Annotated in this window: 12 protein-coding genes; 8 read left to right on the top strand and 4 right to left on the bottom strand. The window is 59.7% G+C overall.

Going from position 1 to position 15,398, the window contains the following annotated elements; genetic code table 11:
* Positions 1-315: 315 nt before the first annotated feature.
* From CRX69_RS13760 to CRX69_RS13730, 7 genes are all read left to right on the top strand, one after another.
* A complete protein-coding gene (locus CRX69_RS13760; RefSeq protein WP_047226385.1) occupies positions 316-630 on the top strand; it encodes an ElaB/YgaM/YqjD family protein in 315 nt (104 codons plus the stop codon).
* Between the two features lie 2 nt (positions 631-632).
* A complete protein-coding gene (locus CRX69_RS13755; protein WP_047226384.1) occupies positions 633-1,022 on the top strand; it encodes a phage holin family protein in 390 nt (129 codons plus the stop codon).
* Positions 1,019-1,354, top strand: coding sequence for a hypothetical protein (locus CRX69_RS13750; protein WP_047226383.1), 336 nt, complete (start codon positions 1,019-1,021; stop codon positions 1,352-1,354). Before CRX69_RS13755 ends, CRX69_RS13750 begins: the two co-directional genes overlap by 4 nt.
* Positions 1,355-1,438: 84 nt before the next feature.
* Positions 1,439-2,767 (top strand): deoxyguanosinetriphosphate triphosphohydrolase, encoded by a 1,329-nt coding sequence (locus CRX69_RS13745; protein WP_107322177.1) that lies wholly within the window; start codon positions 1,439-1,441, stop codon positions 2,765-2,767.
* 378 nt (positions 2,768-3,145) lie between these two features.
* Positions 3,146-3,772, top strand: coding sequence for a response regulator transcription factor (locus CRX69_RS13740; RefSeq protein ID WP_047226381.1), 627 nt, complete (start codon positions 3,146-3,148; stop codon positions 3,770-3,772).
* A 74-nt stretch (positions 3,773-3,846) separates the two neighbouring features.
* Entirely contained in the window at positions 3,847-7,404 is a 3,558-nt protein-coding gene (locus CRX69_RS13735; RefSeq protein ID WP_107322176.1) for a transporter substrate-binding domain-containing protein, read from the top strand.
* Between the two features lie 117 nt (positions 7,405-7,521).
* Positions 7,522-10,470 (top strand): HD domain-containing phosphohydrolase, encoded by a 2,949-nt coding sequence (locus CRX69_RS13730; protein ID WP_107322175.1) that lies wholly within the window; start codon positions 7,522-7,524, stop codon positions 10,468-10,470.
* A 69-nt stretch (positions 10,471-10,539) separates the two neighbouring features.
* Here the strand turns inward: CRX69_RS13730 and CRX69_RS13725 are convergent, their stop codons facing one another.
* Positions 10,540-11,022: a GAF domain-containing protein gene (locus CRX69_RS13725; RefSeq protein WP_047226378.1), complete on the bottom strand. Its 483-nt coding sequence runs from the start codon at positions 11,020-11,022 to the stop codon at positions 10,540-10,542.
* The gene (locus tag CRX69_RS13720; RefSeq protein WP_047226377.1) at positions 11,019-11,909 is read right to left on the bottom strand and encodes an ATP-binding protein; all 891 of its coding nucleotides are present in this window, start codon (positions 11,907-11,909) and stop codon (positions 11,019-11,021) included. Before CRX69_RS13720 ends, CRX69_RS13725 begins: the two co-directional genes overlap by 4 nt.
* Before the next feature lie 163 nt (positions 11,910-12,072).
* Between CRX69_RS13720 and CRX69_RS13715 the strand changes: the two genes are divergently transcribed.
* Positions 12,073-14,394 carry a hybrid sensor histidine kinase/response regulator gene (locus CRX69_RS13715; protein WP_076385708.1) on the top strand — a complete coding sequence of 774 codons (2,322 nt, stop codon included), beginning with the start codon at positions 12,073-12,075 and terminating at the stop codon, positions 14,392-14,394.
* Here CRX69_RS13715 and CRX69_RS13710 read toward each other — a convergent pair.
* Entirely contained in the window at positions 14,378-14,839 is a 462-nt protein-coding gene (locus CRX69_RS13710; protein ID WP_047226375.1) for a MarR family winged helix-turn-helix transcriptional regulator, read from the bottom strand. The two genes, CRX69_RS13715 and CRX69_RS13710, sit on opposite strands and share 17 nt — an antisense overlap.
* On the bottom strand, positions 14,836-15,321 hold the full coding sequence (locus tag CRX69_RS13705) for a glutathione peroxidase (protein WP_107322174.1): 486 nt from the start codon (positions 15,319-15,321) through the stop codon (positions 14,836-14,838). Before CRX69_RS13705 ends, CRX69_RS13710 begins: the two co-directional genes overlap by 4 nt.
* Between the last annotated feature and the right edge of the window lie 77 nt (positions 15,322-15,398).

Below are 15,398 nucleotides of genomic sequence, written 5' to 3'. Positions count from 1 at the left end.
AAAAAGCACCAAACCGGTTCGCCCGCCCAGACGACGCACCAAGTCGAGACATCTCATCTGACTACCGAAAAACCGATGAACCGAATGAGTGCACAAAAAATCGACAATGCGGTGTTGCGCTTGGAGTGCTTCGCGGATTTTGTTTTTCTGGGTTAAGGTTTTGCGGGCTGACGCCCAGCTTCAGCGCACAGGCGCAGGGGGACGCACCAGTACATGGCAAAACCCTGAGCAAAAGTTGTACCAGTCAGTTTCACTGAACCTTCCGGTATGGCTCATACTCGAACGCTTCAGACGTCACTTACGGAGATTCCCCCCATGGCCAGAACCCAGGCAAAGACTGCTCAAGAAATCCTGATGGAAGATTTTCAGACGCTGGTCAGCGACACCGAACGGCTGTTGGATCACACCGCGACACTGGCTGGCGACCAGGCCGATGAGCTGCGCAGTCAGATCCATGAAACCCTTCTGCGCGCCCGCGAGACCCTGAAGTTGACCGAAGACTCGGTGCGTGAGCGCGGCCAGGCGGCGGTGATCGCCACCGAGGAATACGTTCAGGCCAATCCTTGGCAATCCGTCGGCATCGCCGCGGGCGTGGGCTTTCTGATCGGCCTGCTGGCGACACGGCGCTAATGATGGGCATTGACGAATCCGGCTCGTCCGAAGCGGGCACACAACCTACAGCACGCCGCCTGGGCGCCGCGTTCCTTGGCTTGCTGCACAGTCATGTCGAATTGTTCGGCATCGAATTGCAGGAACAGAAAGCACGCACAGTCAGCCTGTTGTTGTTCGCCGGGCTGGCGCTGGTATTTGCGTTGTTGCTACTGGTGGGGCTGTCGGCGCTGGTACTGATCCTGGTATGGGATACCTATCGTCTGGCGGGGATTATTGGCTTGTGCCTGTTTTATCTGCTGGCCGCCCTGTTCTGCGGCCTGCGACTCAAGGCAGCGATCTATGACGAGTCCTCCCCTTTCCATGCCACTTTGGAAGAATTGGCCAACGACCGGGAGCGCCTGTTGCCATGAGCCTGCCTGATATTCCTCAAGCCCGGACACGCCAGGAAATGCGCAAGGCGCTGGTACGTCTGCGCATGGAAATGCACCGACAGGAAATCCGCCAGGAAACCCGTCAACTGTTGCAACCTCTGCAGCGGGTGCGCGGTTTCACGCAGAGTTGGCACGAGGGCTTCGGCATCAAGCACGCCCCGCTCTGGGGCGTGGCGGCGGTGTCCTTGCTCGGTTTTCTCACCGGCAAACGGACCCGTAGCGGCCGCACCAGCAGCCTGACGGGACTGATCCGGCTGGCAACGACCCTGCTGCCGCTCATCAAGCTGGCCAAAAGTGTGCGCAAACCCTGACGCAGCAATAGCCTATAGGCCTTGCGAGGTGCCCCGCGAACCGCGAAGCTAGGACATCGACCTTATCAAACGGAGCAACCAGCCTTGGATTGGCACACCCTGCTGACTCGCGAGCGCCTCGGAAAAACGCTGCATAGCCCGGAAGAGTTGGGCCGCAGCCCGTTCCACAAAGACCATGACCGCATCATTTTTTCCGGCGCGTTCCGGCGCCTGGGACGCAAGACCCAGGTGCATCCGGTCTCCAGCAACGACCACATCCACACACGCCTGACCCATTCGCTGGAAGTCAGTTGCGTCGGACGCTCCCTGGGCATGCGCGTGGGAGAAACCATCCGCAGCGCCCTGCCTGAGTGGTGCGAGCCAAGTGACCTGGGCATGGTGGTGCAATCGGCCTGCCTGGCCCATGACATCGGCAACCCGCCATTCGGTCATTCCGGTGAAGACGCCATCCGCTGTTGGTTTCAGCAGGCCGCAGGCCGCGGTTGGCTCGACGCCATGACCGAGGCCGAGCGCAACGACTTTCTCAATTTCGAAGGCAACGCCCAGGGGTTCCGGGTGCTCACCCAGCTTGAATATCACCAGTTCGACGGTGGTACGCGGTTGACCTATGCCACCCTCGGTACTTACCTCAAATACCCCTGGACCGCCCGTCACGCGGATTCCCTGGGCTACAAGAAGCACAAGTTCGGTTGCTACCAGAGCGAACTGCCGTTGCTGGAACAGATCGCCCACAAGCTCGGCCTGCCTCAGCTCGAAGACCAGCGCTGGGCACGGCATCCGCTCGTTTACCTGATGGAAGCCGCCGATGACATCTGCTACGCGCTGATCGACCTGGAAGACGGCGTGGAAATGGAGCTGCTGGAATACCCGCAAGTGGAGTCGCTGCTTCTGGACCTGGTGGGCGACGATCTCCCGGACACTTACCGTCAACTTGGACCACTGGACTCGCGAAGACGCAAACTGGCGATCCTGCGGGGCAAGGCCATCGAACATCTGACCAACGCCGCAGCCAGGGCTTTCGTCGAGCAGCAGCAAGCGTTGCTGGCCGGTACGCTGCCAGGGGACCTGGTGGAACACATGCATGGCCCAGCCAAACGTTGCGTATTGAATGCCAAGGACATGGCGCGCAAGAAGATCTTCCAGGACAAGCGCAAGACCCTGCATGAGATCGGCGCCTACACCACGCTGGAAATCCTGCTCAACGGATTTTGCGGCGCCGCCCTGGAGCAACATGGCGGTCGCACGCCTTCGTTCAAGAATCGGCGAATTCTCGACCTGCTGGGTAACAACGCGCCCGATCCGAACGGTTCGTTGCATGGTGCATTCTTGCGGATGATCGATTTTATCGCCGGGATGACTGACAGCTACGCCAGCGAAATGGCTCAGGAGATGACGGGCCGTACTCGCCAATGAGAGGGCGTCGGCGGCAAGCCTGGATGCGAAGGCACAGTCATGGAGGTTTGGCAGGCCCGCCCCTCGGGGCGGGGTAAACGGCAATGAAGCGTCGTACTCGTTTCTGAAAAGTCGATGGCCTGCCATTTAATACTGAATAAAACCCTTCCTCTATTTGTTTGTATAAACAACATCTTGAAAGAAATCTCCCCTTCAAAACGGGCAATAATTCCCCTTCCTAGTTCATTCACCTACTAAAAACCCAATCACATCGTAGTACCCCGCCTCTTTTTTTGTAGGAAACTTCTGAAATTGAATATGTATGCCTGTCTCCTCATACGACCCCGGCATTAACTGGGCTAAGGTGCGCGCTTTATTAAGCTCGTAGGGACTTTATTCATGAACTCCGTTTTCATTGTCGACGACCACCCGGTCATCCGCCTCGCCGTTCGCATGCTCCTGGAGCATGAGGGCTATAAAGTCGTAGGGGAAACTGACAACGGTGTGGATGCGATGCAAATGGTGCGCGAATGCATGCCGGACCTGGTCATTCTGGACATCAGCATCCCCAGGCTTGACGGGCTGGAAATTCTCTCACGGTTCAACGCCATGACCACGCCCCTTAAAACATTGGTGCTCACCGCTCAGTCCCCAACGCTTTTCGGTATCCGGTGCATGCAATCCGGTGCCTCGGGATACGTTTGTAAACAGGAAGACCTCAGCGAACTGGTCAGCGCAATCAAGGCCGTTTTGTCCGGTTATAACTATTTCCCCAGCCAGGCACTGAACCCGGTCCGCCAGGATGATCCTCGCAGCATAGAGCTGGATCTGTTCAAAAGTGTCAATGACCGAGAGTTGATGGTGCTGCAACTTTTTGCTCAGGGCCGTACCAATAAGGAAATAGCCAAAGGTATGTTTCTCAGCAATAAGACCGTCAGCACTTACAAAAAAAGATTGATGCAAAAACTCAAGGTCAAGTCCCTGGTAGAACTGATTGAAATGGCGAAGCGCAACGCGCTGGTGTGAGAAAAGACCGGATGCTCAAATGCATAAGTAGATGCCTCCTGCTATTAAGCGCGGGGTTATATGCGCACGTCCTCATGGCGACGCCGGGCACGCCCGAGCACTACACGCTTTTGGGTCGTTCGACGGCGGCTCATGTCGAGGTCCTGCTGGATGACGCTCACCGTAGCCTGTTACAGGACCGGCAGGAATTGGTACTGGGAACGTCTGCCCCTGATTATCCGCCCTTCGATCTGTCCACCAGCGGGCAAGACTACGAGGGCATGACTGCCGACTACGCCGGCGTCATCGCCAGGGCGATCGGTCTGCCAATGCGGGTTTTGCGTTTCGCTTCCCGGGACGAGGCCATTGCTGCCCTCAAGAATGGAAAAATCGACCTGCTCGGCACCGCCAATGGTTTCGAAGCTCGCACCCCCGGCATTGTGCTATCGACCCCTTATGCAGTGGACCAGCCCGTTCTCGTCACCCGGACGAATGAAAGCCGTTCCCTGACCGAAGATCTCCAGGGATTGCGGCTGAGCATGGTTTATCACTACCTGCCGCTGCGGGAAATCGAAAAGCTTTACCCCAAGGCAATCATCAGCACCTACCCCTCCTACCAGAACGCCATAAACGCCGTCGCTTTCGGCCAGGCGGATGTCTTTCTCGGCGATACCATTTCCACCCACTACATGATCAGCAAGGGTTACCTGAGCAACATCCGCATGGCCAGCTTCGGCAAGCATGAGTCCTATGGATTCGGTTTCGCGGTTCGAAGTCACGATACCCGGCTGCTGGAGGCCATCAATGCCACGCTGAACCAGATTTCCATCACCGAGCAAGCGGCCATTTCCAAACGCTGGAGCGCTGGCAGCGACTTGTATCTCACGGAACACAAGATACAACTGACCGCCCGGGAGCAACGCTGGCTGGCACGGCACCCGGTGGTGCGAGTCGTGGTCAACGAAACCGCGGCGCCCTTCACTTTTTTCGACTCCGATGGTGACTTTCGCGGCATCAGTGCCGACCTGCTGGAGCTGATCCGGTTGCGCACCGGCATCCGCCTGGAGATCCAACGCACTCAGAATGACAGCGAAATGATTGCCGCGGTCCTGAACGGTCAGGCCGACATGATTGCAGCGCTTTTGCCGAGCAGCGCGCGGCAGCAACAGTTGAAGTTCAGCCGCCCCTACGTCGACAGCTCATTCGTCCTGCTAACCCGCAAGCAAGCCGACACCCCGGCCACCCTCGACCAGTTCGGCGACCGAAGCCTGGCCATCACTCAAGGCAATCCGGTCATTGAATGGCTACGCAGCCAGTATCCGGACATCAAGATCATCGAAACCGACGACCCTCTCCATGCCGTTGAAATGCTCGCCAAGGGCCAGATCGATGGCAGCGTGAACTCTCTGGTCATGGCCAACTACTTCATCTCGTCGCACTCGTTGCGAGACACCTTGCAAATCAGCAGCACCGTAGGAACCCGCCAGGCCATGTTCTCGTTGGCCACTGCCAAAGACGCCGTGGAGCTGAACTCCATTCTCGACAAAGCCCTCACCAGCATCGACCCGGACGAACTGGGCGTGATCAATAATCGTTGGCGAGGTTACGTGTCGGCATCGGAACACGTGTGGCGCACCTATAACCGCCTGTTTTTTCAGATCGTCGCCGGCGTCGGCCTCTTGTTGCTGCTGTCGCTGGCATGGAATGCCTACATGCAGCGCCAGATCAGGCAACGTCAACGGGCGGAGCTGGCCCTCAATGACCAGCTTGAGTTCATGCACTCACTGCTCAACGGCACCCCTCACCCGATCTACGTCAGAGATCGCAACGGTTTCCTGCAAAGTTGCAATGACAGTTACTTGCAGACGTTCAACGTGAAACGCGAAGAAGTCATCGGCAAGAACGTCATGCCTGGGTCCATGAGCAATGCTTTCGAAGCGCAGGAGTACCAGGCGGACTATCAGCGGGTCATGGCCGAAGGCACTCCGCTGGTCCTGGATCGCCCGTTACATATCGGGGCTGACAAGCTGACCATCTACCATTGGATTCTCCCCTATCGCAACTCAAACGCCGAAGTACAGGGCATCATTGGCGGCTGGATCGACATCAGCGAACGACGCCAGTTGTTCGACGAACTGCGCGCCGCCAAGGAGCGGGCCGACAATGCGAACCGCGCCAAAAGCACGTTCCTGGCGACCATGAGCCATGAGATCCGCACCCCCATGAACGCGGTGATCGGCATGCTGGAGCTGGCTTTGAAACATGCCGACAAGGGCCATCTGGACCGTTCGACCATAGAAGTGGCGTACGAATCGGCTTCCGGCATGCTCGAGCTGATCGGCGACATCCTGGACATTGCACGGATCGAGTCAGGTCACCTGAGCCTGGCGCCCGAGCGGGTCAATCTCAGGGCCTTGCTGCAATCGGTCATACGGGTTTTCGAAGGCGTTGCTCGACAGAAGAACCTGGCATTGTCGCTGCTGTTCGACCCGGCCGAAGGCAACCCGGACGTCCTGATAGATCCCTTGCGATTCAAACAGGTGCTCTCGAACCTGATCAGCAATGCCCTCAAATTTATCGAACAGGGTCAAGTTCAAATCAAGGTCCAACTGTCTCCGGCCGCCCCGGATGACACCCTGCACATGCAACTGGAGGTCAGCGACAGCGGCATCGGCATCAGTGCGGCAGACCTGCAACGTCTGTTCGAGCCGTTTTCCCAGGTCGACAACACCGGCCGGATGGCGCGAACGGGCGCAGGACTTGGCCTGGTGATCAGTCGCAACCTGTGTCAGATGATGGGCGGCAGTCTGCACATGAGCAGTGAGCCGGGCATCGGCACCCGGGTCCAGATTTCACTGCAACTGACTACCCTGCCGACCACCACGGTTTGCGTGCCCCCGGAACCTGTCGTTGAAACGGCCACGGCCGCCTTGAGCGTTCTGGTCGTGGATGACCATCCGGCCAATCGCTTGTTGATGTCGCAACAACTGGAGTACCTGGGTCATCACCATCAGGTCGCCCATGATGGCGCACAAGGACTCAAAGCCTGGCATGAAGGGGATTTCGACCTGGTCATCGCCGATTGCAACATGCCCATCATGAGTGGCTACGAACTGGCCAGTTCGATTCGTCGCCATGAGTGCGAACGCGAACTGCCGCGCTGCACCATCCTGGGGTTTACCGCCAACGCACAACCGGAGGAAAAACAACGCTGCCGGGACGCCGGAATGGACGACTGCCTGTTCAAACCGATCAGCCTGAGCGCCCTGAGCCAATGGATGAAAACAGTCAGATCCACCAGCCGGCCCAAGGCTTTCAATGTGCAAAGCCTGCAGACCTTGACCGGTGGCAACCCCTTGTCCATCCGGCGCCTGTTGGAAGAACTGCTCAGCAGCAATCGCTCGGACCGCCGGGAGTTGCTCGATATTGCCCGCAGTGGGGACCGACAGGCACTGACCGAGGCCGCGCACAAAATAAAAGGCGTCGCCCGAATCGTGCAGGCGACCTCGTTGATACAAAGATGTGAGGCGCTGGAACACGCCTGCCACCAGGCACAGGGTGCGCAACCCATTGGCGAATGTACCGAGGCGCTCGACCAGGCCATGACCGAACTGGAGCGCGCCCTGGAAACAGAGATCGCCAAGGCAAAATAATCCAGCGTTTACTATGCTGATCGCTCAGCAGTGCGCACCAGGGGCGTTCTCGATTGGTTTCCCCCGGCGCGGCAGGGAATGAGTTGGGAACGCCCATCAACACTTGGAGTGACTGCAATGCCCAGCGCACCGCGTCCGCAACAACGCCGGTTCCCCTTGCACGTACACATCAGCGTGATGTTTACGTTGCTCCTGCTGCTGACCGGTGTGGTGCTAGGCATTTTCAACTATCACCAAACCACACAAATCATCCTGTCCAGCAGTGAAAAACTGTTCAACCGCATCGAGCAGGACGTACGCCTGGATTTGTATGACACCTATGAACCCATCCGCCACCTGTTGGGCCTGCTAGCCGATTACCCGGCGACACGTGAACCCAGGATCGCTCAGCGCCTGGCCCTGCTCGCCCCCTTCAGCCAGGCGCTGCGGGACAACCCGAACCTGGCGTCGCTGTACCTGGGCGACAGCAATGGCGACTTCCTGATGGTCCGTCCCTTGCGTACCGAAGCCCTGAAGACCGCGCTGAAAGCACCGGCCAACGCGGCCTACCAGGTCTGGACCGTGGATAGGACAGCTACCCCCGGCCAGGTTCGTGCCCAGTCGCTGTTCTACGACCAGAGCCTGACGCTCGTCAGCCGTCAGGACATTGCCGACGAATCCTACGATCCACGCAACCGAGGCTGGTTTCGCAGCGCGCTGGGAAGCGCCGAGCAAATCACCACCGAACCCTACGTATTCTTCTCCACCCAAAACCTGGGCACCACCCTCGCCCGGCGCAGTGGCGAACAGGCGGTCATCGCTGCCGACCTGACCCTGGCGTCCCTGTCCCAGACCCTGGCCAAGCACAGGGTGACCGCCGGCACCGAAATTGTGCTGCTCGACCCCCAGGGCAATACAGTCGCCTACCCCGACAGTCATCGGCTGATCACCGACATCCAGTCGGCACGCCTGATCAAGGCACGCGACCTCAGCCCGGCCATCGCCGCCGCACTCGACGACAACACCGACACCCCACGCCTGGAGGCTGGTGGACGCCAATGGATCGTTTCGCGCAGCCACATGCAGGAAGGCGGGCCGCAGGGCCTGGAACTGGCGTTGCTGGTCCCTGAGGATGAGTTGCTGGCCGATGCCTATCGCATGCGCTGGCAAGGCGCGCTGATTACCCTCGCCACTCTGCTCCTGTGCCTGCCCCTGGGCTGGTTGACCTCCAGGATTCTGGTCAAGCCCCTGCGCGCACTGGTGCAGGAGGCGGACGCCATCCGCAGCTTCGATTTCAACTACCCGGTGTCCCGCCGCTCCCCCGTGCTGGAGGTCGATCAGTTGGGCGTCTCAATGGCGCGAATGAAAGAGACCCTGGCAAGCTTCTTCGAAATCACCGCCAGTCTGCGCGCCGAAACCCGCTTTGCCCCGTTGCTGGAGCGGGTGCTGTTCGAAACAGTGAAAATCGGCCAGGCCCAGGCCGGCCTGATTTACCTGCGCGAGAACGATGACGATCAGGTCAGGCCCTATGGGTTGGTCATCGATGGAAGGCCTCGGGACCTTGCTGCCTTCGGCTTGCAAGGTCATGCGCTCAAGGCACAGGACAGCCCGCCATGGCTGCAGCAACTGGACGCCTCGGACAACCTCGTCACCTCGTTGGGCTTCGAGCAGGTCGGCGACCTCAAGAGTGTCCTGCTGGCACTGGATGCGCCACGGGTTCACCTGATCGGCATCCGCCTGCGCAATCGTCACCAGGAAACCGTCGGGGTTCTGGTGTTGCTGATAACCGACAGCGGCACCGAAGCCGACCTGGAAAAACTGCAGCCAGACCGCATTGCCTTCCTGCAGGCCGTGTCCGGCGCCGCCACCGTGAGCATTGAAGGCCAGCGCCTGCAAGCCCGGCAAAAACAACTGCTCGATTCGTTCATTCAACTGCTGGCTGGGGCGATCGATGCCAAGAGTCCTTACACCGGCGGTCATTGCCAGCGGGTGCCAGCCCTGACGCTGATGCTCGCCCAGGCCGCCGCTGCCAGCCAGGCGTCGGCATTCCAGGCCTACCGTCCCACGGAAGATGAGTGGGAAGCGCTGCACATCGCCGCCTGGCTGCACGATTGCGGCAAGGTCACCACACCCGAATACGTGGTCGACAAAGCCACCAAACTGGAAACCCTGAACGACCGGATCCACGAGATTCGCACGCGCTTCGAGGTGCTCAAGCGCGACGCCTGGGTCGATTATTGGCAGGCCCTGGCAACGGGTGGCGAGCCGTCATCCCTGGCCCAGCGACGCGACGCCACACTGGCCAGCCTCGATGACGACTTTGCCTTCGTCGCCCGCTGCAACCTCGGCTCCGAGGCCATGGCCGACGCCGACCTGCAACGTTTGCAAGATATCGCCCAACGCCCCTGGACCCGGACCCTGGATGACCGCCTGGGGGTTTCCTGGGAAGAGAACCGGCGCCAGGCACGCACGCCCAAGCCTGCGCTTCCAGTCACTGAACGGTTGTTGGCGGACAAGCCCGAGCACCTGCTGGAGCGGCACGAAGCCGAGCTGATCCCGACAGACAACCCGTGGGGGTTCCAGCTCGACGTGCCGCCCTGGAAGTACAACCGCGGCGAGCTTTATAACCTCAGCATCAAACGAGGCACGCTGACGCGTGAAGAGCGTTACGTCATCAACCATCACATGGTGCAAACAATCCTGATGCTCAGCCAGTTACCCTTTCCTAGCCATTTGGGCAACGTGGCGGAGATCGCTGGCGGGCATCACGAGAAGATGGACGGCACGGGATATCCCAAGCGGCTCAAACGCGAGGAGATGAGCCTGCCGGCACGCATGATGGCGATTGCGGACATTTTCGAAGCACTGACGGCTGCCGATCGTCCTTACAAGAAGGCCAAGAAACTGAGTGAAGCCCTGGGCATCATGGCCACCATGTGCCGTGACGCCCACATCGATCCAGAGCTGTTCGGGCTGTTCATCGATGAAAAGATCTACCTGAGCTACGCCAACCAGTTTCTCGATCCGCGCCAGATCGATGAGGTCGACCCGGACAGCCTGTTGGACAAGGCCGGACTGAAGGCATGAAAGCCGCCGTTGTAGGCGCTGCCGAGCCGAACGCGGTCCGAGCTATGGCCAACTGCTACGGCAAGCGGGTCAGCAGTCTGTCAGGCGCAGGAAGATATCGGCCAGTTGCTCGATACCGGCCCGGTCATGCTCGGTAAAACGTGCCAGTTTCGGACTGTCCAGGTCGAGCACGCCGATCAGGCGCCCGCCCTTGACCAGCGGCACCACCAGTTCGCTGTTCGACGCGCTGTCGCAGGCGATATGCCCGGCAAAGGCATGGACGTCTTCAACACGCTGAGTCTGGCGGGTCGCCGCCGCTGTCCCGCACACACCACGGCCAAAGGGAATTCGCACGCAGGCGATCTGCCCCTGGAATGGGCCCAGCACCAGTTCTTCGTTGCGATTGAGGTAAAAGCCGGCCCAGTTCAAGTCGTCCAGCTGACTGAACAGAAAGGCCGAAAACTGCGCGGCATTGGCGATGAAATCACGCTCATCGGCCAGCAAGGACTCAAGCTGTGCCGCTAACAAGCCATAGCCGTCGAGACCTTCGCCGGTGCCTTTCAAATCGATCATGCCTTATTCTCCAGAAGTTTGAGGCCCACCCAATATCGGGCAAACTGATAAGCGCAACGTCCGTTGCGGTTGCCGCGCCCGGTGGCCCAACGCACTGCCTGCACATCCAGCGCTTCATCACGCTGCCAGGCCAGCCCGGCCTTGGCCGCCAGCTCGCCGATCCAGTGCTCCACCACGTTGAGGAAATGCTCCTGGGTAAACGGATAAAACGACAGCCACAACCCGAAACGGTCAGACAGGGCGATCTTGTCCTCCACGGCCTCGCTGGGGTGAAGCTCGCCATCGACCCGCTTCCAGTTCTCGTTGTCGCTTTCCTTTTCCGGCACCAGGTGACGGCGGTTGGAGGTGGCGTACAACAGCACGTTGTCCGGCGCCTGTTCCAGAGACCCGTCCAACACGCTTTTAAGAACGCGGTAATCGCCCTCCCCGGATTCGAACGACAGGTCATCGCAGAACAGCACAAAGCGCTGCGGCAGCTTTGCGATTTGTTCGACCACCCGCGGCAGATCGGCCAGGTGATCGCGCTCGATCTCGATCAACCGCAAGCCATGCTGGGCATGTTCGGCCAGCAACGCGCGCACCAGAGACGACTTGCCAGTGCCACGCGAGCCCCACAGCAACGCATGGTTGGCCGGCATGCCATCGATGAACTGGCGGGTGTTGCGACCCAGCTGTTCAACCTGACGATCCACGCCAATCAGGTCCGACAGGCGCATGTCGAGGCTGACTTCAAGCGGCAGCAGGTAACCACTGCGCCCGTCGCGCTGCCAACGGGCCGCCAGCGTTCGGGTCCAATCGATAGCCGGCCGTGGAGCAGGCAACAAGGGCTCTATGCGAGCCAGCACCGCATCGGCACGCTCAAGAAAAGCATTCAATCGAGAGTCCATGTCTTCTCCTCGGACAGGTTCACAGTGATGATGGCGCTACAGCGACGAAACGCCGTACCCAATGGCGGGTCTATCCCACACAACATAAACCGGCTGCATCGGTATTCAGAGATGATCAGCTATGCTTGAGCGGCGAAGGGAAACGTAAGTGGTTCATCATTCCATGGACATCAGATTCACCCAACGGCTGTCCTACAAGCAGGCCCGGCTGACCGTTCTGGTGGGTTTCGTGCTGGGTACTTTGCTCAGCCTGATGCAGATCGGCATCGATTATGCCAGCGAAGACGCGTCGATCAACCGTGAAATCCTGTCGCTGCTGGAAATCAGCCACAACCCGGCATCGCGTATCGCCTATAACATCGATGCCGAACTCGCCCAGGAGCTGTCCTTGGGCCTGTTGCGCTCACCGGCCATCATCGGTGCCCAACTGATCGATAACAACAACACCGTGCTGGCCAGCGTCAAACGCCCCGAACTGCAGAGCAGTTACCGGTTCATCAGCGACTTTCTCTTCGGTGCCCAGCGCCAGTTCGAAGACCGCCTCTATCTGGACCACCTGCCGGCCGAGTCCCTGGGCGTGCTGCGGCTGGAGGTCGACACCTATGCTTTCGGCAGCCGGTTCCTGCGCCGGGCCGAAGTGACGCTGCTCAATGGTTTCGCCCGCAGCCTGATCCTGACCGGTCTGCTGCTGGCGTTGTTTTATGTGATGCTGACCAAGCCGCTGGTTCGGGTGATCCGCGAACTGAGCAGCCGCGATCCCAGTAGCGGCGAGCAGAGTCGTCTGGAATGCCCCTCCGGCCACCAGCAGGACGAGATCGGTGTACTGGTCTCGGTGGCCAACCAGCAGTTCGAAAATATCGCCACCGAGATTCAGCAACGGCGCACGGCCGAAAATCGCCTCACCGATTACCTGGCGCAGTTGGAAAACATTGTCTCGGCCCGTACCGCCGAACTCAAAGCCATCAATGCCCGCCTCAGCCAGTCCAACGAGGAGTTGGAAGTGGCCCGGCGCACCGCCCTGGATATGGCCGAAGCCCGCTCCGTCTTTCTGGCCAACATGAGCCATGAGATCCGCACGCCGCTCAACGGTCTGTTGGGAATGATCGCGCTGTCACTGGATGGCCCCCTGACGGCCGAACAACAGCAACAGCTATCGATCGCCCATGACTCGGGCAAGGTGCTGGTTGAACTGCTCAACGATATCCTTGATCTGTCGAAATTCGACGCCGGTCAACTGGAACTCGAACGCATCCCGTTCGACCTTGGCTCGCTGGTCGAAGACACCGCCAACCTGCTTTCCCAGAACGCCGCTCCCAGCGTCGAGCTGGCCTGCCTGATCGACCCGGCGCTTCCAGCACAGGTCCTGGGTGACCCTACCCGGGTGCGCCAGATCGTCAGCAACCTGCTGTCCAATGCGCTGAAATTCACTCGCTTCGGCCGGGTCGACGTACGTTTGAGTCCACATGAAGACGGCGTGCGAATCGAGATCTGTGATACCGGCATCGGCATCCCCCAGGAAGCCCAAGCACGAATTCTCCAGCCGTTCACCCAGGCCGGTGTTGGCATTACCCGCCAATTCGGTGGCACCGGGCTGGGCCTGGCGCTGACCTACAACCTCTGTGAAGCCATGCAAGGCCAGTTGACGATCACCTCCGAGGCCGGTTTCGGCAGCCAGTTCTGCGCTGACCTGCCCCTGCCCTGCCATACCCCGGCGACGCCCGTCGAGCCCTTGCGCGGCAATATTGTGGCCATCACCGACCGCAGCAGCGGCCTGGCCGAATTGCTCAACATGCTATTGCCCGGCTGGGGGCTGGACTATGAAAGACGTTCGGTGGATGACGGATTGCTGGGCCTCAAGCCTGATGTCCTGATTACCGACTGCCCGGAATGCCTGTTCACTATGCGTCCCACCTTCGACGCGCCCATCCTGCTGGTCACCGCATATGGCAGTTTTCTGCCCAGCGAAGAAGCCGCCGCCCTCGCCCCCTTGTTACAGCAGGCCCGGCCCCTGGCGCGCCATGCCCTCTATCAGATCCTGCGTCGCGCCTTGCAAAGCGACGCCACCACCATCAATGACGCTCAGATCGAAACCCTGGCGCCGTCCAAACGCGGGCGGGTGTTGCTGGTGGAAGACAATCCGGTCAACCAACTGGTGGCCAAGGGCATGCTGGTGAAGCTCGGTTGCGAAGTCATCGTCGCGGCCCATGGCGCCGAAGCCCTGGACCTGCTCGAACAGAGGGATTTCAATTTGGTCCTGATGGATTGCAACATGCCGGTCATGGACGGTTACGAAGCCAGTCGCCAGATCCGTCGCAGCGGGCGCTGGCCGGACCTGCCGATTGTCGCACTGACAGCCAACGCCATGCCTGAGGAACGTGAGCGATGCCGGGCCGCCGGCATGAACGATTACCTGTCCAAGCCGTTTCGGCGCGAAGAGCTGGCGGCGTTGCTGGACCAGTGGGTGCCGCTTACGTCAGCGCTTTGATCTGCCCCAACAGATGATCGAGACCGTCTCGCAACTCTCCCAGGCGGTCCAGGTCAAGCCCGCTGTCGCATAACAGGCGGGCCTTGAGCGGACCGACCTGCTCACGCAATTCCCAGCCGGTTTGCGTAAGGCTCAGATGCACCTCCCGCTCATCGCGGGCCGAACGCTGGCGCTGAACCAGGCTCAGTTGTTCCAGGCGCTTGAGCAACGGCGTCAGCGTGCCCGAATCCAGCAGTAGCCGTTCGCCCAGCGCCTTGACCGTGGGTTGTTCCGGCGCATTTACCTGCCACTCCCACAGCACCAGCATCGCCAGGTATTGCGGATAAGTCAGGCCGAGCTGATCGAGCATGGGCTTGTAGCCGCGAATGACCGCCCGCGACGCGGCGTACAGTTTGAAGCACAACTGGCTGTCGAGTTTCAGCGCATCGACTGACAGATCATTCATTTGAGTAAGGCTTCGATCTCACCGGTCAGGTCCTGGGGTTTGGTGGTCGGCGCAAACCGCTTGACCACCTGGCCGTCCTTGCCGATCAAGAACTTGGTGAAATTCCACTTGATGCCCTTGGACCCCAGTACGCCGGGCGCCCGCTGCTTGAGCTGGACAAACAGCGGATGGGCATTGGCGCCGTTGACCTCGATTTTCTTGAACAGCGGAAAACTCACACCGAAGTTCAGCTCGCAGAACTCGGAAATCGCCCCCTCATTGCCCGGCTCCTGCTTGCCAAATTGATTGCAGGGAAAGCCCAGCACCACCAGGCCCTGGTCCTTGTAGGTCTGCCACAACGCCTCAAGCCCCTTGTACTGGGGAGTGAAGCCGCACTGGCTGGCAGTATTGACCACCAGCACAGCCTTGCCGGCGAAATCGGCGAGGGTCTTTTGCTCCCCCTTCATCGTGGTGCACGGGATGCTCAGCAGGTTGTCGCTCATGGCAAGGCTCCAGATGGGAAGAAGAGGACACTGAAGATAGCGAGCAATTAAATTGCATGCAATTTAATTATCCAAAA

This window comes from Pseudomonas rhizophila, assembly GCF_003033885.1.
GTDB lineage: Bacteria > Pseudomonadota > Gammaproteobacteria > Pseudomonadales > Pseudomonadaceae > Aquipseudomonas > Aquipseudomonas rhizophila.
This window is presented reverse-complemented; position numbering and strand designations above follow the sequence as displayed.

What these genes read in the sequence shown, in the direction of transcription:
- CRX69_RS13760 (WP_047226385.1), top strand. Translation starts at nt 316, where the DNA reads ATGGCCAGAACCCAGGCAAAGACTGCTCAAGAAATCCTGATGGAAGAT.
- CRX69_RS13755 (WP_047226384.1), top strand. Translation starts at nt 633, where the DNA reads ATGGGCATTGACGAATCCGGCTCGTCCGAAGCGGGCACACAACCTACA.
- CRX69_RS13750 (WP_047226383.1), top strand. Translation starts at nt 1,019, where the DNA reads ATGAGCCTGCCTGATATTCCTCAAGCCCGGACACGCCAGGAAATGCGC.
- CRX69_RS13740 (WP_047226381.1), top strand. Translation starts at nt 3,146, where the DNA reads ATGAACTCCGTTTTCATTGTCGACGACCACCCGGTCATCCGCCTCGCC.
- CRX69_RS13735 (WP_107322176.1), top strand. Translation starts at nt 3,847, where the DNA reads ATGGCGACGCCGGGCACGCCCGAGCACTACACGCTTTTGGGTCGTTCG.
- CRX69_RS13730 (WP_107322175.1), top strand. Translation starts at nt 7,522, where the DNA reads ATGCCCAGCGCACCGCGTCCGCAACAACGCCGGTTCCCCTTGCACGTA.
- CRX69_RS13725 (WP_047226378.1), bottom strand. Translation starts at nt 11,022, where the DNA reads ATGATCGATTTGAAAGGCACCGGCGAAGGTCTCGACGGCTATGGCTTG.
- CRX69_RS13720 (WP_047226377.1), bottom strand. Translation starts at nt 11,909, where the DNA reads ATGGACTCTCGATTGAATGCTTTTCTTGAGCGTGCCGATGCGGTGCTG.
- CRX69_RS13715 (WP_076385708.1), top strand. Translation starts at nt 12,073, where the DNA reads ATGGACATCAGATTCACCCAACGGCTGTCCTACAAGCAGGCCCGGCTG.
- CRX69_RS13710 (WP_047226375.1), bottom strand. Translation starts at nt 14,839, where the DNA reads ATGAATGATCTGTCAGTCGATGCGCTGAAACTCGACAGCCAGTTGTGC.
- CRX69_RS13705 (WP_107322174.1), bottom strand. Translation starts at nt 15,321, where the DNA reads ATGAGCGACAACCTGCTGAGCATCCCGTGCACCACGATGAAGGGGGAG.